This window comes from Xanthomonas sp. WHRI 7065 (genome assembly GCF_040203115.2).
Lineage (GTDB): Bacteria > Pseudomonadota > Gammaproteobacteria > Xanthomonadales > Xanthomonadaceae > Xanthomonas > Xanthomonas arboricola.
On sequence record NZ_CP168194.1, the window covers coordinates 3,367,681 to 3,390,277 of the forward strand.

Annotated in this window: 16 protein-coding genes; 10 read left to right on the forward strand and 6 right to left on the reverse strand. The window is 66.7% G+C overall.

Features of this window, described 5'->3' with window-relative positions:
• Both creC and creB read right to left on the reverse strand, forming a co-directional pair.
• The gene (gene creC / locus ABQY64_RS14130) at positions 1 to 1,449 is read right to left on the reverse strand and encodes a two-component system sensor histidine kinase CreC (RefSeq protein ID WP_065049912.1); all 1,449 of its coding nucleotides are present in this window, start codon (positions 1,447 to 1,449) and stop codon (positions 1 to 3) included.
• A gap of 48 nt (positions 1,450 to 1,497) precedes the next feature.
• Complete coding sequence (gene creB, locus ABQY64_RS14135) at positions 1,498 to 2,202, reverse strand: two-component system response regulator CreB (protein WP_349780046.1); 705 nt, start codon at positions 2,200 to 2,202, stop codon at positions 1,498 to 1,500.
• A 34-nt stretch (positions 2,203 to 2,236) separates the two neighbouring features.
• Here creB and ABQY64_RS14140 point away from each other — a divergent pair, with 34 nt between their 5' ends.
• The 10 genes from ABQY64_RS14140 (at position 2,237) to ABQY64_RS14185 (ending at position 17,243) form a co-directional block, all read left to right on the forward strand.
• The gene (locus ABQY64_RS14140; protein ID WP_016902309.1) at positions 2,237 to 3,145 is read left to right on the forward strand and encodes a 23S rRNA (adenine(2030)-N(6))-methyltransferase RlmJ; all 909 of its coding nucleotides are present in this window, start codon (positions 2,237 to 2,239) and stop codon (positions 3,143 to 3,145) included.
• Between the two features lie 192 nt (positions 3,146 to 3,337).
• Positions 3,338 to 3,880, forward strand: a complete 543-nt coding sequence (locus tag ABQY64_RS14145; protein ID WP_024939889.1) for a GNAT family N-acetyltransferase — start codon at positions 3,338 to 3,340, stop codon at positions 3,878 to 3,880.
• A 1,027-nt stretch (positions 3,881 to 4,907) separates the two neighbouring features.
• On the forward strand, positions 4,908 to 8,378 hold the full coding sequence (gene mfd, locus ABQY64_RS14150; protein WP_024939352.1) for a transcription-repair coupling factor: 3,471 nt from the start codon (positions 4,908 to 4,910) through the stop codon (positions 8,376 to 8,378).
• A gap of 505 nt (positions 8,379 to 8,883) precedes the next feature.
• Positions 8,884 to 9,213: a lipid asymmetry maintenance protein MlaB gene (locus tag ABQY64_RS14155; protein ID WP_016905011.1), complete on the forward strand. Its 330-nt coding sequence runs from the start codon at positions 8,884 to 8,886 to the stop codon at positions 9,211 to 9,213.
• 16 nt (positions 9,214 to 9,229) lie between these two features.
• Positions 9,230 to 11,236, forward strand: a complete 2,007-nt coding sequence (locus tag ABQY64_RS14160; RefSeq protein WP_039526255.1) for a chemotaxis protein CheA — start codon at positions 9,230 to 9,232, stop codon at positions 11,234 to 11,236.
• Between the two features lie 68 nt (positions 11,237 to 11,304).
• Positions 11,305 to 13,461 carry a methyl-accepting chemotaxis protein gene (locus ABQY64_RS14165; protein ID WP_349780045.1) on the forward strand — a complete coding sequence of 719 codons (2,157 nt, stop codon included), beginning with the start codon at positions 11,305 to 11,307 and terminating at the stop codon, positions 13,459 to 13,461.
• Positions 13,462 to 13,471: 10 nt separating this feature from the next.
• Positions 13,472 to 13,999 carry a chemotaxis protein CheW gene (locus ABQY64_RS14170; RefSeq protein WP_349780044.1) on the forward strand — a complete coding sequence of 176 codons (528 nt, stop codon included), beginning with the start codon at positions 13,472 to 13,474 and terminating at the stop codon, positions 13,997 to 13,999.
• Between the two features lie 28 nt (positions 14,000 to 14,027).
• Positions 14,028 to 15,311, forward strand: coding sequence for an EAL domain-containing protein (locus ABQY64_RS14175; protein WP_039519918.1), 1,284 nt, complete (start codon positions 14,028 to 14,030; stop codon positions 15,309 to 15,311).
• A 1-nt stretch (position 15,312) separates the two neighbouring features.
• On the forward strand, positions 15,313 to 16,119 hold the full coding sequence (locus ABQY64_RS14180; protein WP_024939356.1) for a protein-glutamate O-methyltransferase CheR: 807 nt from the start codon (positions 15,313 to 15,315) through the stop codon (positions 16,117 to 16,119).
• Positions 16,116 to 17,243, forward strand: coding sequence for a chemotaxis response regulator protein-glutamate methylesterase (locus ABQY64_RS14185; protein ID WP_026064711.1), 1,128 nt, complete (start codon positions 16,116 to 16,118; stop codon positions 17,241 to 17,243). The genes ABQY64_RS14180 and ABQY64_RS14185 overlap by 4 nt, the downstream gene beginning before the upstream one ends.
• Positions 17,244 to 17,268: 25 nt before the next feature.
• On the opposite strand, the gene ABQY64_RS14190 is transcribed toward ABQY64_RS14185, so the two are convergent.
• The 4 genes from ABQY64_RS14190 to gpmA form a co-directional block, all read right to left on the reverse strand.
• The gene (locus ABQY64_RS14190; RefSeq protein WP_349780043.1) at positions 17,269 to 18,831 is read right to left on the reverse strand and encodes a phospholipase D family protein; all 1,563 of its coding nucleotides are present in this window, start codon (positions 18,829 to 18,831) and stop codon (positions 17,269 to 17,271) included.
• 151 nt (positions 18,832 to 18,982) lie between these two features.
• Positions 18,983 to 21,082 (reverse strand): M13-type metalloendopeptidase, encoded by a 2,100-nt coding sequence (locus ABQY64_RS14195; RefSeq protein WP_349780042.1) that lies wholly within the window; start codon positions 21,080 to 21,082, stop codon positions 18,983 to 18,985.
• Between the two features lie 249 nt (positions 21,083 to 21,331).
• Positions 21,332 to 21,649, reverse strand: coding sequence for a hypothetical protein (locus tag ABQY64_RS14200; RefSeq protein ID WP_024939360.1), 318 nt, complete (start codon positions 21,647 to 21,649; stop codon positions 21,332 to 21,334).
• A gap of 165 nt (positions 21,650 to 21,814) precedes the next feature.
• Complete coding sequence (gpmA, locus tag ABQY64_RS14205; protein WP_349780041.1) at positions 21,815 to 22,564, reverse strand: 2,3-diphosphoglycerate-dependent phosphoglycerate mutase; 750 nt, start codon at positions 22,562 to 22,564, stop codon at positions 21,815 to 21,817.
• Positions 22,565 to 22,597 lie beyond the last annotated feature (33 nt).

Here is a 22,597-nt window from a genome sequence, read left to right on the forward strand (position 1 = left end):
TTAGCCGATAGGCAGGCGCAGCGTCGCGATCGCACCGCCGCCTTCGCGGTTGCCCAGCGTGGCCTCGCCACCATGCAGGCGCGCGACTTCGCGCACGAACGGCAGGCCGAGGCCGGAGCTGCGTTGCCCGGTCTGCGGGCGGGCCAGCGAATAGAAACGTTCGAACACCCGTTCCAGTGCGTAGTCCGGCACGCCGCTACCGCGGTCTTCTACCACCAGCTGCACCTGTTCCTTCAGCACCTGTGCACGCAGCTGGATGGTGCTGCCCTGCGGTGAAAACGCGATGGCATTTTCCAGCAGGTTGATCAGCGCCTGGCGCAACAGGAATTCATCGCCCAGCACGTACTGCCCGCGCGCCGTGTCGGAGGCGGCATCGCGTTCCAGCAGCACGCCGGCCGCTGCCGCACGCGGCAGCACGGCATCCACGGCCGCCTGCAGCAGGCCAGCCACCGCGATGCGCTCGCGCGTCTGCAGCCAGCCGTGCTGCTCCACCTCGGCCAGCGCCAGCAGCTTGTCGATGGTTTCGGTCAGGCGCAACTCCTGCGCGCGGATGCTGGCGACAAAGTGCTGGCGATCGGCTTCCGGCAGTGGCTCGCTCAACAGTTCGGACGCACCCCGGATTGCCGCCAGCGGGCTCTTCATCTCGTGCGTCAGCGACTGCACGTACTGCTCCACGTACGCCTTGCCTTCCAGCTTGCGCCGCATGCTTTCCAGCGCCTGGCCCAGGTCGCCGATTTCATCGCCGCGCGGCTCCGGCGGCGGCACCGGCACGCCGGCGCTCACCGCCTGTGCGTAGCGATTGAGCCGGCCGATGCCGCGCATCAGCCACCAGGTCATCCAGATGCCGATCAGCGCGGAAATGCCGATCAGCCAGGCACCGCGTTGCAGGATGTTGCGCTGGCTGGCTTCGATGAACGGGTCGATGCTGCGATTGGGCTGCGCCAGCGTCAGCACGCCGATCAACTTGGCCGGGTCATTCGGCGCGTAGATCGGTGCGGCCACATGCATCACCGTGGCGGTCGGGTCGCCATCGACCTCCGGGCTGGAACGCGCGCCGTATTCGCCGCGCAAGGTGCGATAGACATCGTTCCAGCGCGAATTGTCGCGGCCCACATCGCGGCCCAGCGAGTCGAACACCACCACGCCGCGCGCGTCGGTCACGGTGACGCGGTAGGCCACGTTGTTCTTGCGGAACCGCCACACCCAGGCCTTGGGGTCGCGCCGCTGCGCCTGCGCCACGTTGCGCGCAAAGCTGCCGCTGGCGATCGTGCCGGCAGCCAGCTCGCCGCTGGCCATTTCCGCCAGCACATTGGCCGCGTCCACCAGCGTGGATTCCATCGCCTGGCGCACGCCCGGCTTGACCTCGTTGACGAACACCCGCATCACGAAGAACGCGGCCAGCCCGACGATCAGGAAGAAGCCCAGGAACAGCTTGAGACCGAGCCGCATCTCAGGCACCGGCCCGGAGAACAACGCGATGCCTGCACTCGCCCATGGCTATAGCTCCAGCGCGTAGCCGAGGCCACGGTGGGTGCGGATCGGGTCGGCCGGCACGCCGGCCTGGCGCAGCTTGCCGCGCAGCGTCTTGATATGGGTGTCCACGGTGCGGTCGGCACTGTCGGCGCTGGCGTCCCAGCCGCGGTCCATCAGCTGCGCGCGGCTCAGGATCGCGCCGGGGCGCTGCAACAGCGCCGACAGCAGCGCGTACTCGTAGCGGGTCAGCGGCAGCAGCGCATCGCCGTAGCGGATGCGGCTGCCCTCGCGATCGATCGCAAACGCGCCATGCGGCTGCCAGCCCGGCTCCGCCACGGCGGCCGCATTGCGACGACGCAGCCGCGCGCGCACCCGCGCCACCAGCTCGCGCGGGGAGAACGGCTTGACCATGTAGTCGTCGGCGCCCAGTTCGAAGCCGAGCACGCGGTCGATCTCGTCGTTGCGCGCGGTCAGGAAGATCACCGGCACGTCGCTGAACCCGCGCAGCGTGCGGCACACCTCGAAGCCGTTGATGTCCGGCAGGCCCACGTCCAGCACCACCACATCGGCCGGATCGGCGCGCAGGCGCGCCAATGCGTCACGGCCCAGCAGGCAGTGTTCGGGCGCATAGCCTTCGCTGCGCAGCGCGTACAGCACGGTATCGGCAATGGCGGCTTCGTCTTCGACGACGAGCACGCGGGCGGGGGACTCGGACATGGCGCGCAGCATAGCCGCATGCTGGCGCGGCCCGTACACTGCCGCGATGAACTATCGCCACGCCTTCCATGCCGGCAACCATGCCGACGTGCTCAAGCACATCGCCTTGCTGGCGCTGATCGACACCCTCAAGCGCAAGGACACGCCGTTCTTCGTGCTCGACACCCACGCCGGACGCGGGCGCTACCAGCTCGGCGGCGAGGAAAGCCGCAAGACCAACGAGGCCGATGCCGGGGTGATGCGGCTGATGGCCGAGTCGACCCTGCCCGAGGTGGTCGAACGCTATCTGCGCGCGGTACAGGCCGACAACCACACCGTCGCCCGCCCGGCCACGCCCGGCCAGAAGCCGGCGCGCCCCACCGCCGGCATCCAGATCAACCATTACCCCGGCTCGCCGTTGCTGGCGGCGCAGGCGCTGCGCGAACAGGACCGCATGGCGTTCTGCGAGTTGCAGCCGGAAGAGGCCGAGGCGCTCAAGCGCCTGTTCGCCAGGGACAGCCGCGTGCGCGTGCATGCCGGCGATGGCTACGAGGCGATTCGCGCCTTCGTGCCGCCGCGCGCGGGCGAGACCAAGATCGGCCGCGGGCTGGTGCTGATCGACCCGCCATACGAGGCGCAGGAAGCCGAGTACCCGCAGGTCATCCACAGCGTGCGCGAGACCCTGGCGCGCTGGCCGCAGGCGATCTGCATGGTGTGGTACCCGATCAAGCTGCGCCGCAGCCTGCAGCCGTTCATGCGCAAGGCGGCCACGTTACCGGCCAAGTCGGTGCTGGTGGCCGAGCTGCAGGTGCGCCCGGACGACTCGCCGCTGCGCCTGACCGGCAGCGGGCTGCTGATCGTCAATGCGCCGTGGCAGTTCGACCAGGTATTGGCGCCCGCGCTGCCGGTGCTGAAGCAGCACCTGGGCGAGGCCGGTGCATCGACCCGGCTGGAGTGGCTGCGCCAGGACGCCTGAGTCGCCGGTACCAGGCGCCTGCTCGCGCTGGCGAACGCGGCTGCATACTCACGACTGGATCACGGTATCGCTCGGTACAGTGATGAGGGAAGCACTGCCACCCCCAGACGGCCCCCAGCGGCGCACCGGATTCATTCACGGTTGTGCGCTGGGCTGGTGCCAGAATCTTCCGATCTTTAAGGAACACCGGTCATGGCCATTCGCAATCGCATGCCTCCCTGGCATGAAAACTTCAGCCTGCCCAATGGCCGCACGCTCCTGCTCCGCCCGATCCGTCCCGAGGACGGTCCGCCGCTGCAGGGCGCCTTCAGCCTGTTGGGCCCGGAGGAAATCCGCGCGCGCTTCGTGCGTTCCTCCGCCGAAATCACCCCGGAGATGGTGCAGCGCCTGACCCATCCCAACCCCAAGAGCGAAATCGTGCTGGTGGCCGCCGAACAGCTGCCGCCGGGCGAGGCGCTGGTGGGAGCGGTGGCGCGCGCGGCGCTGGTGCCGGGCACCCGCCAGGCCGAGTACACCATCCTGGTCAGCAGCTTCGTCGCCGGCCAGGGGCTGGGACGGCAATTGATGCGCAAGCTGGTCAAGTGGGCGCGGCGCAAATATCTGGATTGTCTGTTCGGCGACGTGCTGCAAAGCAATGTGCCGATGCTGCAGCTGGCCGAGTCGCTGGGCTTCAAGCCGCAGCCGCATCCGGATTCGCCGGAGCTGGTGCGGATGGTGCTCGAGCTGGATGCCTGAGGGGCTGGGATTGGGGATTGGGGATTGGGAAGGCCGCCGCGCCCTTGACTCACCTAGCTTTGGTTGTTGATGTGTCACTTGGCTGCAGGGCCCTCGCCCGCCCACCATCGCAGGACACGCCGCAAGTACGTCCGTGTAGGCTCTTACGCGGCATCCATGCCGCGTAAGGTCCCGCGACGGTGAGCGGGCAAGGACCTGTCGGGATGGTCGGTAGGCACAGTGCGAGCAGGCACGGTGTCCTGCTGCTCGGGCAGGACGAGGCCGTTCGTTCCGCAAGAAAGCCAGGGCAGCGGACCAGCGTTTCAAACAACCGACCAACTGTCTGGGGCGGTGTCCTCGCCGATTGCGGGACCGTGTGGCGGCATGGATGCCGCCACCGAGCCTCCACGGATGGATTCACGGCGTGTCCCGCGAGCGGTGAGGACGCCGCACCATCGACTCACCCGGCTTTGGTTGTTGATCTGTCGCTTGGCTGCAGGGCCCTTGCCCGCCCACCATCGCAGGACACGCCGCAAGTACGTCCTTGTAGGCTCTGGCGCGGCATCCATGCCGCTCAAGGTCCCGCGACGGTGAGCGGGCAAGGACCTGTCGAGATGGTCGGTGTGTATGGTTTTCAACAAAACAACCGGCAACTGTCTGGTGCGGTGTCCTCACCGGTTGCGGGACCGTGTGGCGGCATGGATGCCGCCACCGAGCCTCCACGGACGGATTCACGGCGTGTCCCGCGAGCGGTGAGGACGCCGCACCCTCGACTCACCTGGCTTTGATTGTTCATCTGTCGCTTGGCTGCGGGGCCCTTGCCCGCCCACCCTCGCAGGACACGCCGCAAGTACGTCCCTGTAGGCTCTTACGCGGCATCCATGCCGAGTAAGGTCCCGCGACGGTGAGCGGGCAAGGACAAGTCGAGCTGGTCGGTATGTAGATGGCGAGAGCCGCACATCCGACCAACGCGGCGCTGGTGGCCCGACGCCGGCTTTCACGCCGGATGGACCGGCCGTGGTGGGTGCTCTGATAAAATTGCCGGCTGATGCCGTCGCCAACCACCTTCCCCTCTCCGCCGCTGCCCAAGTCCGGCCAGCTCCGCGCCTATTGGCGCGCTCCGTCTTCGCCGACTGCGCTGGCCTGGTCGATCGCACGCGCCGCTGAGGCGCATGCCGGCCCGCTGCTGGTGATCGCCCGCGACAACCAGAGCGCGCATCAGATCGAGGCGGATCTGCATGCCTTGCTCGGCGAGCATGCGACGCTGCCGGTGGTGCCGTTTCCCGATTGGGAAACCCTGCCCTACGACCAGTTCAGCCCGCACCCGGAGATCATCAGCCAGCGCCTGGCCGCACTGCATCGGTTGCCCGCACTGACCCGTGGCGTGGTGATCGTGCCGGTGCAGACGCTGATGCAGCAGTTGGCGCCGCTGAGCTACATCGTCGGCGGCAGTTTCGATCTCAAGGTCGGCCAGCGGCTGGATCTGGATGCGGAAAAACGCCGTCTGGAAAGCGCCGGCTACCGCAACGTGCCGCAGGTGATGGACCCGGGCGATTTTGCAGTGCGCGGCGGCCTGCTCGACGTGTTCCCGATGGGCGAAGCCACGCCGTTGCGGATCGAGTTGCTGGACGAGGATATCGACTCGATCCGCGCCTTCGACCCGGAATCGCAGCGCTCGCTGGACAAGGTCGAGGCCGTCAAGCTGCTGCCTGGCCGTGAAGTGCCGATGGACGATGCCAGCGTGGAGCGTGTGCTGGCCTGCCTGCGCGAGCGTTTCGACGTGGATACCCGGCGCAGCGCGTTGTATCAGGATCTGAAGTCGGGGCTGGCGCCGTCGGGGGTGGAGTATTACCTGCCGATGTTCTTCAGCAAGACCGCCACCTTGTTCGATTATCTGGACAAGCGCGTGCTGCCGCTGGTCGCCACCGGCGTTTCCAATGCGGCCGACACGTTCTGGGCGCAGGCGCAGGACCGCTACGAGCAACGCCGCCACGATGTGGAACGCCCGCTGCTGACGCCGGACGAGTTGTATCAGTCGCCGGACGCACTGCGCGAGCGGCTCAACAAGCTGGCGCGCATCGAAGTCTGGGCCAGCGACCATCCGCGCATCGACGAGGCCGCCGCGCTGGGCGACCAGCCGTTGCCGCCGCTGCCGGTGGCGGCAAAAGACGCCCCGGCCGGCCAGGCGCTGGCCTCGTTCCTGGGCCATTACCCCGGCCGCGTGCTGGTGGCAGCCGATACCGCCGGCCGGCGCGAAGCCTTGATGGAAGTGCTGGCCGCCGCGCAATTGAAGCCGGAGGTCGTCGCCGACCTGCCCGCCTTCCTGGCGGCGCCCAAGCTGCGCTTCGGCATCACCGTGGCGCCGCTGGAAGACGGCTTTGCGCTGGACGCCCCACAGATTGCAGTGCTGACCGAGCGCCAGCTGTTTCCCGAGCGCGCCAACCAGCCGCGCCGCAGCCGCCGGGTCGGACGCGAGCCGGAAGCGATCATCCGCGATCTGGGCGAGCTGTCCGAAGGCGCGCCGATCGTGCACGAGGACCACGGTGTGGGCCGCTACCGCGGCCTGATCGTGCTCGACGCCGGCGGCATGCCCGGCGAGTTTCTGGAAATCGAATACGCCAAGGGCGACCGGCTGTATGTGCCGGTGGCGCAGCTGCATCTGATCAGCCGCTATTCCGGCGCCTCGGCCGAGACCGCGCCGCTGCATTCGCTGGGCGGCGAGCAATGGACCAAGGCCAAGCGCAAGGCGGCCGAAAAGGTCCGCGACGTGGCGGCCGAGCTGCTGGAAATCCAGGCCCGCCGGCGGGCGCGTGCCGGTCTGGCGCTGCAGGTGGACCGGGCGATGTACGAACCGTTCGCGGCCGGCTTTCCGTTCGAGGAAACCGCCGACCAGTTGGCGGCCATCGATGCGACGCTGCGCGATCTGGGCAGCAGCCAGCCGATGGATCGCGTGGTCTGCGGCGATGTCGGCTTCGGCAAGACCGAGGTGGCCGTGCGCGCCGCATTTGCCGCCGCCAGCGCCGGCAAGCAGGTCGCCGTGCTGGTGCCGACCACGTTGCTGGCCGAGCAGCATTACCGCAACTTCCGCGACCGCTTCGCCGATTACCCGATGAAGGTGGAAGTGCTGTCGCGCTTCAAGAGCACCAAGGAGATCAAGGCCGAGCTGGAGAAGGTCGCCAGCGGCGAGATCGACGTCATCATCGGCACGCACCGGCTGCTGCAGCCGGACGTCAAGTTCAAGGACCTGGGCCTGGTCGTGGTCGACGAAGAGCAGCGCTTCGGCGTGCGGCAGAAGGAAGCGCTCAAGGCGATGCGCGCCAACGTACATCTGCTCACGCTGACCGCAACCCCCATCCCGCGCACGCTCAACATGGCCATGGCCGGGCTGCGCGACCTGTCGATCATCGCCACCCCGCCGCCGAACCGGCTGGCGGTGCAGACCTTCATCACCGCCTGGGACAACGCGCTGCTGCGCGAGGCCTTCCAGCGCGAGCTCAGTCGCGGCGGGCAGCTGTACTTCCTGCACAACGACGTGGAAAGCATCGTGCGCATGCAGCGCGAGCTGTCCGAACTGGTGCCGGAAGCGCGCATCGGTATCGCGCATGGGCAGATGCCCGAGCGCGAGCTGGAGCGGGTGATGCTGGACTTCCAGAAGCAGCGCTTCAATGTGCTGCTGTCGACCACGATCATCGAGTCGGGTATCGACATCCCCAATGCCAACACCATCATCATCAACCGCGCCGACCGCTTCGGGCTGGCGCAGTTGCACCAGCTGCGCGGCCGCGTCGGCCGCTCGCATCACCGCGCCTACGCGTACCTGGTGGTGCCGGATCGTCGCTCGATGACCTCCGATGCGGAAAAGCGCCTGGAGGCGATCGCCTCCATGGACGAGCTCGGTGCCGGCTTCACCCTGGCCACCCACGATCTGGAAATCCGCGGTGCCGGCGAGCTGCTGGGCGAAGACCAGAGTGGGCAGATGGCCGAGGTCGGTTTCAGCCTGTATACCGAGCTGCTGGAACGCGCAGTGCGCAGCATCCGCCAGGGCAAGCTGCCGGACCTGGATGCCGGCGAGGAGGTCCGCGGTGCCGAGGTCGAGCTGCATGTGGCCGCGCTGATTCCCGAGGATTACCTGCCCGACGTGCACACGCGCCTGACGCTGTACAAGCGCATCTCCAGCGCCCGCGATGCCGACGCGCTGCGCGAATTGCAGGTGGAGATGATCGACCGCTTCGGCCTGCTGCCGGACCCGGTCAAGCACCTGTTCGCGATTGCCGAGCTCAAGCTGCAGGCCAATGCGCTGGGTGTGCGCAAGCTGGACCTGGGCGAGAACGGCGGCCGGCTGGTCTTCGAGGCGAAACCGGCCATCGACCCGGTCGCGGTGATCCAGATGATCCAGAAGCAGCCCAAGATCTACACCATGGACGGCCCGGACAAACTGCGCATCAAGCTGCCGCTGCCGGAGGGCGCGGACCGCTTCAACGCCGCACGTGGGCTGCTGACGATGCTGGCACCGAGATAAGCGCGCTGCGTGGTCGGTTGCGCCTGCTTTATGCAGCGCTCTCGACCGTGCAGGACGCGAGCACGCGTCGGGCGCGTTGCGATCGCGGCGCGAGGTCAATCCGGTCCAATGCGGCATTTCCACTAACGCCCTTCGCTACACACGATGCCGGGCGTGACGCATGCAGCCTGTTTCATGCGTTTTCGCGGCAGTGGCCGTGCACAGATCCATCCCGCACGCATTAAAGAAGTCGGCTGAAAGGCGGCTATCTGTCCTACAGGACTGTCCAGGACATTGGTTTCCTGAGCCTGCTTGCGACAAAGCTGAGCAATTAATGCCCAGGCAGTGATGGATTTCTCAAATCCGTCACTGCACTGAATTTGGCCTAAATATTCCTGTCACGCGCCGATACCTGCATGGACCGGCATGTCCGCGTGTGCAGAGCTGCCCACGCAAGCCACGCCGGAGCGACCTTCTTCCGCGTCATGGCACGCATCCGTGCGCCATCGCATCGCTTGAGGCATCAATGAACACGCCACTGTCCGATCTACCCGCGCCTCTGACGCTCGCCCTGGAAGGCGAGATGACCATCCGTCGCGCTGCCGAACTCAAGCCGCTGCTGCAGCCGGCCTTGCTGCATCCGGGCGGATTGCACCTGGACCTGGGCGCGGTCAGCGAGATCGACACCACCGGCCTGCAGTTGCTGCTGGCGACCAAGCAGGCGATCCAGGCCGACGGCCGGCCATTTTCGCTGACCGATTCCAGCCGCGCGGTGGTCGATGTGATCGAACTGCTGGGCCTGCTCGAAGCGCTGTACCCGCACGCGGTTGCGGGTATCGGCGAACGCATTCACTAACGGACCGGCAACGCGTATGGATATGAACCAGCTGATGCAGACCTTCCTGGCCGAGAGCCGGGACCTGCTCGAAGACATGGAACGTCACCTGCTCGAAGCCGAGCGTGGCGAGTCCTCGCCGGATGCGGTCAACGCGATCTTCCGTGCGGCGCACACCATCAAGGGCTCGGGCGGCCTGTTCGATCTGCCGCAGCTGGTCGGCTTCACCCATGTCGTGGAAAGCGTGCTGGACCTGGTGCGCGACGACGCGCTGACGCTGAGCTCGGAACTGATCGCGCTGCTGCTGGTGTGCTGCGACCACATCCATGCCCTGGTGGAAACCGCCGCCGACCCCGCTCACGCCGATGCCGACGCACTGGCGGCAGAGGCCGAACCCCTGCTGGCACAACTGCAGACCTACCTGCAGGCCAGCGCATGCGGTGTCACCGCCACCGCCCTCCAGCACAGCACCCCGGAAAAACAGAGCGGTTACTGGCGCATCACGCTGAAACTGTTCGCCGACGCACTGCGCTACGGCAACTCGCCGCTCAAGCTGATCCGCAACCTGCGCGGGCTGGGCTCGGTCGAGTCGATCAGCACCGATGTCAGCCAGCTGCCGAGCTTCGAAGCGCTCGATCCGGAAGCCAATTATCTGGGCTTCCAGATCCTGCTGCGCAGCGATGCCGACCGTGCCGCGATCGAGGACGTGTTCGAGTTCGTGCGCGAAGACTGCGACCTGGAGATCCTCTCGGTGCCGGCACCGATGGACGCCAGCGCGGTGCCTGCCAGCGAGCCGGTCGCGGCTGCCGCGCCGGTCGTCGGCACGCTGGCTGCCGTCCCGGCCGCAGCGCCGGCACGCGCGCCGCAGGACACCGGCGCACGCAACACCGACGCGCGCTCGATCCGCGTCGACGCCGACAAGCTCGATCGCATGATCGATCTGGTCGGCGAACTCATAATCGCGGTGGCCGGCACCAATGCCAACGCACAGCGCACCGGCGACGCGCAGTTGCTGGAATCGGCCTCGATCCTGGCCGGCCTGGTGGAAGAGGTGCGCGAAAGCGCCCTGCAACTGCGCATGGTCAAGATCGGCGGCACCTTCAGCCGCTTCCAGCGCGTGGTGCACGATGTGGCGCGCGAACTCGGCAAGGACATCGCGCTGGTGGTGGCCGGCGAGGACACCGAGCTGGACAAGTCGGTGGTGGAAAAGATCGGCGACCCGCTCACCCATCTGGTGCGCAATGCCATGGACCACGGCATCGAACCGGCGGACGTGCGCGTGGCGCGCGGCAAGCCCGCACGCGGCACCGTTGGCCTCAACGCGTATCACGACTCCGGCAGCATCGTCATCCAGATCACCGACGACGGCGGCGGCCTGAACCGCGACCGCATCCTGGCCAAGGCACTGGAACGCGGCCTGATCGAACCGGGCCGCCAGCTCAGCGACCGCGAGGTGTTCGCGATGATCTTCGAGCCGGGGTTCTCCACCGCCGAAAAGGTCACCAACCTGTCCGGGCGCGGCGTCGGCATGGACGTGGTCAAGCGCAACATCACCGCGCTGCGCGGCACCGTGGAGATCGACAGCAGCGCCGGCGTGGGCACCACCATCTCGGTGCGGCTGCCGCTGACGCTGGCCATCATCAACGGCTTCCAGGTCGGCGTCGGCAAGTCGGTGTTCGTGGTGCCGCTGGACGTGGTGGAGGAATGCGTGGAGTTCACCCCCGACTACGCCAGCGACTACATCGACCTGCGTGGCAGCGTGCTGCCGTATGTGCGCCTGCGCGAGCTGTTCGCGCTCGGCGGCAGGACCCCGGCGCGCGAAAGCATCGTGGTGATCCGCCAGGGCGCCCAGCGCTTCGGCCTGGTCGTGGACACCTTGCTGGGCGAATGGCAGACCGTGATCAAGCCGTTGTCCAAGGTCTTCGCGCAGGTCAAGGGCATCAGTGGCTCGAGCATCCTGGGCAGCGGCGATGTCGCGCTGATTCTCGATGTGCCCAGCCTGCTGCAGCAATTGCATCCAAACCAGGACGCCCTGGCGGCCTGAGTCACCACACCAGCACTCCCCACATCACCGCGTCATTCGTTGTTCCCTGAGCCCAGGAAGCTGCCGCCATGTCACACCGTCTCCCGATCGCCACGCAGTTGTGGTTCACCGCCGCCCTCGCCCTCGCCTTGCCCGTCGTGGTGGTGGTCGCTGGCTTTGCGCTGACGCTGTCGCACGGCGCCCTGCTCGCCGCCAGCGTCCTGGCCGCACTCGTCAGCGGTGCGCTGCTGCTCCATGCGATCCGCAGCGCGACCGGCTCGCTGCAGCTTGCCACCACCACGCTGGATGCCTTTGCGCGCGGCAACTTCGCTGTCGCCCTGCCGCAGCTGCGGGATGAGCAGGCCTGCGAGGTGCTGCGTGCGCTGCGCAAGGTGCAAGGCAACATCGCCCACGTCAACGAGGAGATCAACCGCGTCTCGCAGGAACACGATGCCGGCGAGATCGATGCACGCATCGACGTGGCGCGTTTCGACGGCGACTTCCGCACCATGGGCGAAGGCATCAACCGCATGGTCGCCAGCCACATCGCGGTCAAGAAGCAGGCCATGGCGTGCGTGGCCGAGTTCGGCCGCGGCAACTTCTCCGCCGAGCTGGAACGCCTGCCGGGCAAGAAGGCCTTCATCAACGAGATCGTCGAACAGATCCGCGGCAACCTCACCGGCATGGTCGCCGAGGTCAACCGCATGGCAGCCGAGCACGATGCCGGCGATATCGACGTGGTCATCGACAGCCAGCGTTTCAGCGGCGATTTCCGCCGCATGGCCGAGGGCATCAATGCGATGGTGGCCAGCCACATCGCGGTCAAGAAGCAGGCCATCGCCTGCGTGGCCGAGTTCGGCCGCGGCAACTTCACCGCGCAGCTGCCGTTGCTGCCGGGCAAGAAGCGCTTCATCAACGAAACCCTGGAACAGGTGCGCGGCAACCTCACCGGCCTGATCCGCGAGATCAACCACATGTCGGCCGAACACGAGGCCGGCGACATCGATGTGGTGATCGACAGCAGCGGCTTCGACGGCGATTTCCGCAGCATGGCCACCGGCATCAACCAGATGGTGGGCGCGCATATCGCAGTCAAGAAACTGGCGATGGGCGTGGTGGCCGAGTTCGGCCGCGGCAACTTCGAGGCACCGCTGGCGCAGCTGCCGGGCAAGAAGGCCTTCATCAACGACACCGTGGAGCGTGCGCGCGGCAACCTGCGCAGCATTTCCGAGGTGATCCAGGTAATGGGCGCAATGGCCGACGGCGACCTCACCCACACCGTGGAAGGCCGCTACGAAGGCGCGTTCGCCGACATGCAGCGCTACGTCAACACCACCATGAGCCGGCTGACCGAGATCGTCGATGAGGTCAACCGCAACGCCGAGAACCTGGCAAGCGCCTCCGAACAGGTCAGTGCCACCGCGCAGGCGCTGGCCCAGGCCGCCAGCGAACAGGCTGCCGGCGTGGAAGAGACCAGCGCTTCGCTGGAGCAGATGACCGCCTCCATCGCGCAGAACACCGAGAACGCGCGCGTCACCGACAGCATGGCCGCCAAGGCCGCCAGCGAAGCGGCCGACGGCGGCGACACCGTGCGCGCCACCGTGGTGGCGATGAAGGACATCGCCAAAAAGATCGGCATCATCGACGACATCGCCTACCAGACCAATCTGCTGGCGCTCAATGCCGCCATCGAGGCCGCGCGTGCCGGCGAACATGGCAAGGGCTTTGCGGTGGTCGCAGCGGAAGTACGCAAGCTGGCCGAGCGCAGTCAGATCGCCGCGCAGGAGATCGGCGAGGTGGCCGGCTCCAGTGTGGACCTGGCCGAAAGCGCCGGCCGCGTGCTCGGCGAGATGGTGCCCTCGATCCGCCGCACCTCCGACCTGGTGCAGGAAATCGCCGCCGCCTCCGAGGAACAGACCGCTGGCGTCAGCCAGATCAACACCGCCGTCGGCCAGTTGAACCAGACCACGCAGTCGGCTGCGGCCAATGCCGAAGAACTGGCCGCCACCTCGGAGGAAATGAGCGCGCAGGCCGAACAGCTGCAGCAGTTGATGGGCTTCTTCCGGCTCGGCAACAGCGGGCGCGCGGTGGCATCGCCCAGCAACAAGCCTGGCCCGCGCCGGATCGCAACGCATGGCAGCAGCACCGCGGTCAGCGCACCGCCGCGTCGCAGCAACGTGCGCCAGATCAGCGCGGTGGCGACCACCGCCGATGCGATCGACGAATCGCAGTTCGCCAGCTTCTGAGGAAACGACGATGCAACCGCACAGCGCAGCCATCACCACCACACGCACCGTTGCGCCGTCATCGACGGCACCGCAGCAATACCTGACCTTTCTGCTGGGCACGGAGATGTTCGGCCTGGGCATCCTCGGCATCAAGGAAATCATCGAATACCGTGCGCCCACCGACGTGCCGATGATGCCGCCGGCCCTGCGCGGCGTGATCAACCTGCGGGGCGCGGTGGTGCCGGTGGTGGATCTGCAGCAACGCTTCGGCCGCAATACGAGCGCGATCACCAAGCGCAGTTGCATCGTGATCGTGGAGATCGCCCATGGCCAGACGCATCAGGTGCTCGGCCTGCTGGTGGACGCAGTGAGCGAAGTGCTGGAGATCGCGCCCGACGCCATCGCCGGTGCGCCCAGTTTTGGTGCCGGTATCGCACGCGAATGCATCCATGCGATGGCCAGGATCGGCGAGCGCTTCGTGATCCTGCTCGACGCCGACACGGTGCTGGGCAGCGACGCACTCGCCCAGCTGCCTATCGCCGAGCTGGCAGCCTGACATGTCCAGCATGCACGCAAGGACTCCCATGCGCCCCACCCTTCTCTCCTGCAGCTGCGCGCTGGACGGCCCCGTGTTGGTCGTCGACGACAGCGTGGTCCAGCGCGAACACGCGATGGCGCTGTGCCGCCAGCTCGGCGCCGTCGCGGTCGATGGCGCGGTCGACGGCCACGCCGCGCTGGCCTGGCTGGGCAGTGCGATTTCACCATCGCTGCTGCTGATCGATCTGGAAATGCCGGGCATGGACGGCGTGCAGCTGCTCGATGCGCTGGCACGCGGCAAGTACAGCGTGCCGGTGGTGGTGGTCTCGCAGCGCGGCGGCGCCTTGATCGATGCGGTGATGCAACTCAGCCGCAGCGCCGGCGTGCGCGTGCTCGGCGGCATCGAAAAGCCGATGCATCTGCAGGACCTGGCCAATGTGCTGGAGTGCGAACCGGGGCTGGCCACGAACGCACCTGCGTTTGCACAGCCGGCGATATCGCCGCTGATGTCCAGCGGTGGCGCGGCGGCATCGCGGCTGGACCGGGCCATGCGCCGCGGCGAGATCCGCGTGGCCTACCAACCCAAACTCGATCTCAGGGATGGCCGCCTGCGCGGTGTGGAAGCACTCGCGCGCTGGCGCCGCCCGCAAGGCGACATGATCGGGCCGGAGCGCTTCATTCCGCTGGCCGAACGCGAAGGCCTGATCCATGCCTTGACCCAGCAAGTGATCGACCTGGCGGTTGCGCAACTGGTGGACTGGCGCGCAGAAGGCTTCGAGCTGAGCCTGGCCTTGAACCTGTCGCCCAACCTGCTCAGTGAGCAGGGCTTTCTCGAACAACTGTGCGGCAAGCTGAGCGACAACGGCCTGAGCCCTGCCGATCTGGTGCTGGAACTCACCGAAAGCGCCATCGTCGAGCCGGCAAATGCCCTGAGCATGCTGGCGCGCCTGCGCCTGCATGGCTTCGGCCTGTCCATCGACGACTACGGCACGGGGTTTTCCTCGCTGCAGCGCCTGGCCAGCATTCCCTTCACCGAACTCAAGCTCGATCGCAGCTTCGTGCATGCCGCCCATCGCAGCCGCAGCCAGCGCACCGTACTCGAATCCACGCTGGAACTGGCGCACCGGCTCGATCTCACCGCCGTGGCCGAAGGGGTGGAAACCCCGGACGACTGGCGCCTGCTGCGCGAGCTGGGCTGCGACCTGGCGCAAGGCTATCTGATGGGCTCACCGATGCCCGGGCCGATGCTGTCGGAGTGGTGGCGCGAACACGCCGTGCGCATCGCCCGCCTGTGCGGCAACGCACTGCCCAGCGATGCGGATGTCGCCTGACATGAGCACGTCCACCGCCATCACCGAACAGGAATTCGGCCGCTTCCAGCGCTTCATCTTCGAAGCGGCCGGCATCAGCATTTCCTCCGGCAAGAAGGCCATGTTGTGCGGCCGCCTGGGCAAGCGCCTGCGCGAACACCAGTTCAGCAATTACACGCAGTACCTGCAATTGCTGGAAAGCCGCCAGGACCGCGCCGAGATCCAGACCGCGATCGATCTGCTGACCACCAACGAGACCTACTTCTTCCGCGAGCCCAAGCACTTCGAATTGCTGCGCAAGCTGGCCGGCGAACATCGCGGCGGCCTGCCGTTCCGCTGCTGGAGCGCGGCCAGCTCCAGCGGCGAAGAGGCCTACAGCATGGCGATGGTGCTGGACGACGCCTTGCAGGGGCGGCCGTTCGAAGTGGTCGGCAGCGACATCAGCACCCGCGTGCTGGCCAAGGCACGCACCGGGCACTACGCGCTGCAACGCATCGACGGCATTCCACAGGCGTATCTGAAGCGCTATTGCCTGCGTGGTCAGGGCGAGTACGACGGCACCTTGCTGGTGGAGCGCCGCCTGCGCGACCGGGTCAAGTTCGTGCATGCCAACCTCAACACGGCCCTGCCGATGCTGGGCAGCTTCGATGCGATCTTCCTGCGCAATGTCATGATCTATTTCAATGGCCAGACCAAGCGCGAGGTCATCCTGCGCGTGCTGTCCAACCTCAAGTCGGGCGGATATTTCTGCATCGGTCATTCGGAAAGCCTGAGCGAACTCGACATCGATCTGGTCCAGGTGGCACCCTCGATCTTCCGCAAGGCCTGAGCCAAGGATCCGCCGTGTCGATAGCCCTCAACCGCCCTGCCGCCAGCCCCAGTCCCATCAAGGCCATGGTCGTCGACGACTCGGCGGTGGTGCGCCAGGTGCTGGTGGGCGTGCTCAACGACGCGGCCGACATCGAGGTCATCGCCACCGCGGCCGACCCGTTGCTGGCGATCGAGAAGATGCGCAAGCAATGGCCGGACGTGATCGTGCTGGACGTGGAAATGCCGCGCATGGACGGCATCACCTTCCTGCGCAAGATCATGAGCGAGCGCCCCACCCCGGTGGTGATCTGTTCGACGCTCACCGAAAAAGGCGCACGCGTCACCATGGATGCCCTGGCCGCCGGCGCGGTGGCTGTGGTGACCAAGCCGCGGCTGGGGCTCAAGCAGTTCCTCACCGACTCGGCCGAGGAACTGGTCAATACGGTGCGCAGCGCCGCACGCGCCAACGTCAAACGGCTGGCCGCGCGGGTTGCCGCAGCGCCGCTGGAAGCGGAGGTCAAGCACACCGCCGATGTGATCCTGCCGGCGCAAAGCGGGCGCGCGCTGGCGCAGACCACCGAGCGCATCGTTGCCATCGGCACCTCCACCGGCGGCACCCAGGCGCTGGAAGAAGTGCTGACCGCCTTGCCGCGCGTCTGCCCCGGCATCGTGATCGTGCAGCACATGCCGGAGAAATTCACCGCCGCCTTCGCCGCGCGCCTCAACGGCCTGTGCCAGATCGCGGTGAAGGAAGCGGCCAACAACGACCGGGTGATGCCGGGCCGCGCACTGATCGCGCCCGGCGGCAAGCATCTGCTGCTACGCCGCAGTGGCGCGCAATACTTTGTCGAAGTGATGGAAGGCCCGCCGGTCAACCGGCATCGTCCGTCGGTGGATGTGCTGTTCCGCTCGGCCGCGCGTGCGGCCGGCAGCAATGCACTGGGCATCATCATGACCGGCATGGGCGACGACGGCGCCGCCGGGCTGCTGGAAATGCGTCAGGCCGGCGCACGCACGGTGGCGCAGGACGAGCACACCAGCATCGTGTTCGGCATGCCCAAGGAAGCGATCAAACGCGGCGGCGCCGACCGCATCCTGCCGCTGGGCGCGATGGCGCGCGAGATCGTGACACAGCTGCAGTAGCGCGCTGCACGCGCATGCGGCGGAACTACAACTGCGACTCCAGCGGCAACCAGCCCATCACCGTCGCCGCGCCACGCCGCCACACGCTGGCTGCCGGCTCCTGCGACCACACCTCGGGCGGTTGCGCCGCATCGTCGTGCCAGCGCAACTCGCCGTGCTCCAGAGTCACGCGGTAACTCACCGGCGCACCGATCTTGCGGTTGTAGACCTGTTCCAGTTGCGCGGCCACTGCGCGATCGTTGAACAGCAGGCCCATCTCGGTATTGAGGTTCATCGAGCGCGGATCCAGATTGAAAGAGCCGATGAAGCCGCTGCTGTCGTCCACCACGAAAGCCTTGGTGTGCAGGCTGGCCCCGCTGGACCCGAACAGGCTGCCGTCCGGCTTGCCCATCGGCTTGAGCTCGTACAGGCGCACGCCCTGGGTGAGCAGTGGCACGCGGTAATCGGCATAGCCGCTGTGGACGGCAACCACGTCGTTTGCCGCCAGCGAATTGGTCAACACGCTGACGCGCACATTGCGCCGACGCAACTGGCCGATCCAGCGCATGCCTTCCTCGCCCGGCACGAAGTACGGCGAGATCACCTTCAGCTCGCGCTGCGCACGCGCCATCTCGCCGATCAGGATTGGCGTCATCCAGTCCGCCTGCGGCGGTGCGCCTTCGGCCTTTTCCGGCGGGTCGGAGACGATGCGCGCCTGCTCCAGCCAGTGCACCTGGCGCTGGCCCTGCGTCAGGGCCTGCACGCTCGGCGACTGGCGCAGCCGCTCCACGTAGGGATGCGCGCGTGCCGATGCCAGGCCGGCGTCCAGACTGCCGCGCAACGCATCCAGTGCCTGCGGCTGTGCGGTCACCAGCGCGTCCAGCGGCAAGGCGTTGGGGCTGTTCCAGTACGCATCGAAGACCCGCTCGGCCTGGCCCACGGCCGGCCCCATCAACGCCGCGTCCGTGTCCATGAAGTTGGTGTCGCGCGCCGCATCGAAATACTCGTCGCCGACATTGCGGCCGCCCACCACCGCCATCCGGCCATCGGCAATCCAGGCCTTGTTGTGCATGCGCCGATTGATGCTGAACATGCGCAGCACCATCTCCACGCCGCGCATCAGCGTGCCTTCGCGCGCACGGGTGGGATTGAACAGCCGGATCTCGATCAGCGGGTGGCTGTCCAGCGCCGCCAGCACTGAATCGCTGCCATGGATGTTCATGTCGTCCAGCAGCAGGCGCACGCGCACGCCGCGATCGGCCGCATGCAGCAGCTCGTTGTGCAGCAGGTTGCCGGTGAAGTCCGCATGCCAGATGTAGTACTGCAGATCCAGGCTACGCCCGGCCGCACGCGCGGTGAGCGCGCGCACCGCAAACGCATCGACGTTGTCGGGCAGGATCACCATGCCGGTCTGGCCGGCATGTGCCTGCTGCAGCGGCGCGACGACCCGATCGATCGGCGTGGCGATCGCCGTGGCAGGCAGCGCATGGCTCACCGCACCGCGCTGACGATCGGCAAAGCGCCCGTAGCCGTACAACGACAGCACGCTGCCCAGCACCAGGATCAGCACACCGATCCCGATCGCCTTGAAGATCTTTCGCCTTGTCACTGCCGCTTCCTGCCCTTCGGAGCGCGGCAGTCTAGACGCTGCACCGGCAGCCCGATGTGCAGACGCAGCCGCAAGCAGGCTCTACAAAGCCGCCAAAACAAGGCATTTGCAGCACGCGCGGTCGCAACCGCGCGTGCTGCAGTTGCGCCGATCACCAGATTGCAACGCGCTCTTTGTCCCCACGCACCATCGCATCGCCGGGCTTGCACTGGAATGCCTGCGCGAATGCCGGCATGTTCGACGGCGCGCCATTGGCGCGGAAATTGGCCGGCGCATGCGGATCGGTGTTCAGGCGCACGCGCAGTTCGCCGTCGGTGAAGTTGCGGCGCCACACCGTGGCCCAATTCATGAAGAAGCGCTGGTCCTGGGTATAACCGTCGATGTCCTTGCCGGCGTCGGATTGTTCCTTCAACGCCATCTGCAGCGCGTCGTAGGCCACGGTGAGGCCGCCCAGGTCGCCGATGTTCTCGCCCAGGGTCAGCTTGCCTTTGACGTGTACGCCGGGAATCGCCTCATAGCCGTCGAACTGCGCCACCAGCTGGTCGGTGCGCTGGGTGAACAGCTTGCGGTCCGCATCGGTCCACCAGGTATCGAAGTTGCCCTTGGCATCGAACTGGCTGCCCGAGTCGTCGTAGCCATGCATCATCTCGTGCCCGATCACCGCGCCGATACCGCCGTAGTTCAATGCCGGGTCGGCCTTGGGATCGAAGAACGGCGGCTGCAGGATCGCGGCCGGAAACACGATCTCGTTGCGCGTGGCGTTGTAGTACGCATTGACCGTCTGCGGGGTCATATGCCACTCGCGCTTGTCGACCGGCTTACCGATCTTGTCCAGCATGTAGCGGTAGTTGAATGCCTGCGCGGCCTGCATGTTGGCCAGGAATCCATCGCCACGGGTTTCCAGGCCCGACCAGTCGCGCCATTGGTCCGGGTAGCCGATCTTGGGCGTGAAGCTGGCCCACTTCTCCAGCGCGCGCTGCTTGGTTTCCGCGCTCATCCAGTCGAGCTTTTCCAGCCGCGCCTTCAGCGCTGCCGAGAGGTTCTGCACCAGCTGCTGCATCTGCTGCTTGGACTCGGCCGGGAACGCGGACTGCACGTACAACTGGCCCAGGGCCTCGCCCATCGCCTCGTTGACCGCGTTCAAGGTGCGCTTCCAGCGCGGCAGCATGTCCTGCTGGCCACGCAGCGTCTTGGCATAGAAATCGAAGTTGGCCTGCTCGAACGGTTTGGCCAGATACGGCGCTGCTTCATCCACGCTGTGGAAACGCAGGTAGGCCTTCCAGGTGTCCACCGGCGTGTCGGCCAGCATCGCATCGAGTTCGGCGAAGTAACCCGGCTGGCTCAGCGAGAACGTCCCGGCCGGCACCTTGAGCGCGCTGAAGAACGCCTGCCAGTCGAAATGCGGCGTGACCGCATTGGCACCGGCCACATCGACCGGGTTGTAGCGCTTGGCCGGGTCGCGCAGCTCGATGCGCGACAGCGAGGCATTGGCCAGGCGCGTTTCGAACGCCATCACCGCCTTGGCCTGGGTTGCCGCCTGCGCTGGCGCAACGCCGGACAATTCCAGCACGCGCGCGATGTAGGCCACGTACTGCTCACGGATCTTGGCCTGCGCCGGATCGGTGTAATAGCCCTTCTCCGGCAGCCCCAGACCGCCCTGGCCTGCGTAGGCGATCATCTGCTCGGAATTCTTGTAGTCGGCATTGGCGCCGAACGAGAACACGAAGCCCTGGCCCTTGGCATAGCTGTCGCGCAACCACGCGGCAATGGCCGGCGCATCGGTCAGCGCATCGATCGCCTTCAGCTGCGGCTGCAGCGGCGTGATGCCGGCCTTGTCGATCGCCGCTTCGTCCGAGCCGGTACGCCACAGGTCGGCGATCTTGGCATCCACCGAGCCGGCCGACAGGTTGCCGCGCGCCAGTTGCTCCACCAGCGCGTGCTGGATGGTCAGCGACCGCTCGGCCAGCACTTCGAAACTGCCCCAGCTGGTGCGGTCCGATGGCACCGGATTGGCCTTGAGCCACTTGGCGTTGACGAAGCCGTTGAGGTCCTGACACGCGTTGATGGCCGGATCCAGGTCGTTGATGCCGAAGGCCACGATCGGTGCATCGAGCTTGGACACATCCACCCTGGTCGGTGCGGCCGGCGTTGCGGCCGGTGCCGGCTTGGCGCTGTCGTCGGAACTGCCACACGCCGAGAGCGTCACCGCGATGGCCACCGCAAGCGACAGTGGCGCGAATTTGCTCAACATCTTTCCATTCTCCAAGGCAGACGACCGCGTCAGACGCAGTCAAAAAAGTAGGCAATCAGCGCAGACACCCCAACCACACCATCATCGCAACGGCACCGCAACGCCCTGACGTCCGGTGCCGCGCCTTATCGAAGAACGCACAACGACCAACAAGACACTGCGCGTCAGCTGGGCACGCGCGTGCCAGCGCCATCTACCGCCGCGGAAACCACCCAGAAGTCCGGCGCAGCAGCGCGCCATCGACTGCGGTCATTTGCGTGCGTACATCGGCGCCATCAGCAGATACACCGGATACGCCAGCGCCATCAGCACCAGCGCGACCTCATGCCCGGACGCTGCCTCTGCCCAGGATTCCATCTGCCGCGACGGCCCCAAAAAACCAAACATCAGCAGCGCCACACCCATGACGCAGATCAGCAGCGCCACACCGATCGCCGAAGCGGACACGCTGCCCCAGGCCAGCACTGCGAACGCCGCGCTGCCACCGGCCAACAACAACCCCAACGTCACCAGATACGCGCGGCAGTAGGTGGCACTCATTTGTTGCCTTTTACGCTTGCTGGACATCATGTCTCCCCTGCAAGAACACACGCATGCAGTCATGCGGTACCTGTTCGATCCGCGAACAGGCACCGCCTGCGTGTCAAACCCGCACGCCTCGTTCGAACGCGCGCTGCGAAACCCACGCCACGCTGCGCGCCATGCACGCAGCGTGGCCAGCGGATGCGGCGATTACTTCGCCTTGCCCTGGTTGGCCACCGCTTCGGCGGCACGCTTGGCCGCTTCCGGGTCGCCCAGATAGCGGAAGCTTTGCACCTGCAGGTTGTCGTCCAGCTCGAACAGCAACGGGATGCCGGTCGGGATGTTGAGCTCCAGGATCTGCTCGTTGGAGACATCGTTGAGGTATTTGTGCAGCGCGCGCAGCGAGTTGCCGTGCGCGGTCACCAGCACGGTCTGCCCGGCCTTCAACTGCGGTGCGATCGCGTCGTGCCAGTACGGCAGCACGCGCACCAGCGTGGTCGCCAGCGACTCGGTGCCCGGCAGTGCATTGCGGTCCAGCGTGGCGTAGCGACGGTCGTGACACGGATGCCCCGGATCGTTGACGTCCATCGCCGGCGGCGGAATGTCGTAGGAACGGCGCCAGATCTTGACCTGTTCCTCGCCGTGCTTGGCCGCCGTCTCGGCTTTGTCCAGCCCCTGCAGGCCACCGTAGTGGCGCTCGTTGAGGCGCCAGCTCTTGGACACCGGCAACCAGTCCTGGTCGAGTTCCTTCAACGCGCCCTGCAGCGTGTGGATGGCGCGCTTGAGTACCGAGGTGTGCGCCACATCGAACTGCAGGCCTTCGTCCTTCATCAGCTTGCCGGCCGCAGCGGCTTCCTGGCGGCCTTGCTCGGTGAGTTCCACATCCACCCAGCCGGTGAAACGGTTGTCCAGGTTCCATTGGCTCTGGCCATGGCGCAGCAGTACGAGTTTACGGGTCACTACGGTTCTCCGATTGGGGGCCGATCAGCCTGC